Annotated in this window: 1 protein-coding gene; it reads left to right on the top strand. The window is 45.5% G+C overall.

What is annotated here, in order from left to right:
- Window positions 1–19: 19 nt before the first annotated feature.
- Window positions 20–352 (top strand): hemagglutinin repeat-containing protein (locus SLS51_RS23460; RefSeq protein ID WP_323840871.1); only part of this gene is annotated, 333 nt, incomplete at its 3' end.

Raw genomic sequence — 352 nt, 5'->3', positions numbered from 1 at the left:
ACTGGATTTCTATGATCTTTTGTTCGATAAATCAAACACGATAACGTTAAACGCGGGTCATGAAATTGATGTCAGTCAGATTAAATTGGCCGCACAGAAAAATCTGACACTGATTGCGGGCAAAGGTATCACCGCCCGTCAAACCAGGCTGAAAGGGGAAAATATTGAGCTTCTCGCGCGCGAGGGTGACATTAGGCTGCCGATGGGCGTGGAGGATTCTTCTCATATTTCGGCCAGCAACAATGTGCAGATGTTCGCGAGCAACAAACTGGATCTCCAGGGTGTTTTGTTCGATAAAGCCAACAATATAACGTTAAATGCGGGTCATGAAATTAATGCCGACCGGGTTAAA

Origin of the sequence: Photorhabdus africana, assembly GCF_035181445.1 — a bacterium.
Lineage (GTDB): Bacteria > Pseudomonadota > Gammaproteobacteria > Enterobacterales > Enterobacteriaceae > Photorhabdus > Photorhabdus laumondii.
This window is presented reverse-complemented; position numbering and strand designations above follow the sequence as displayed.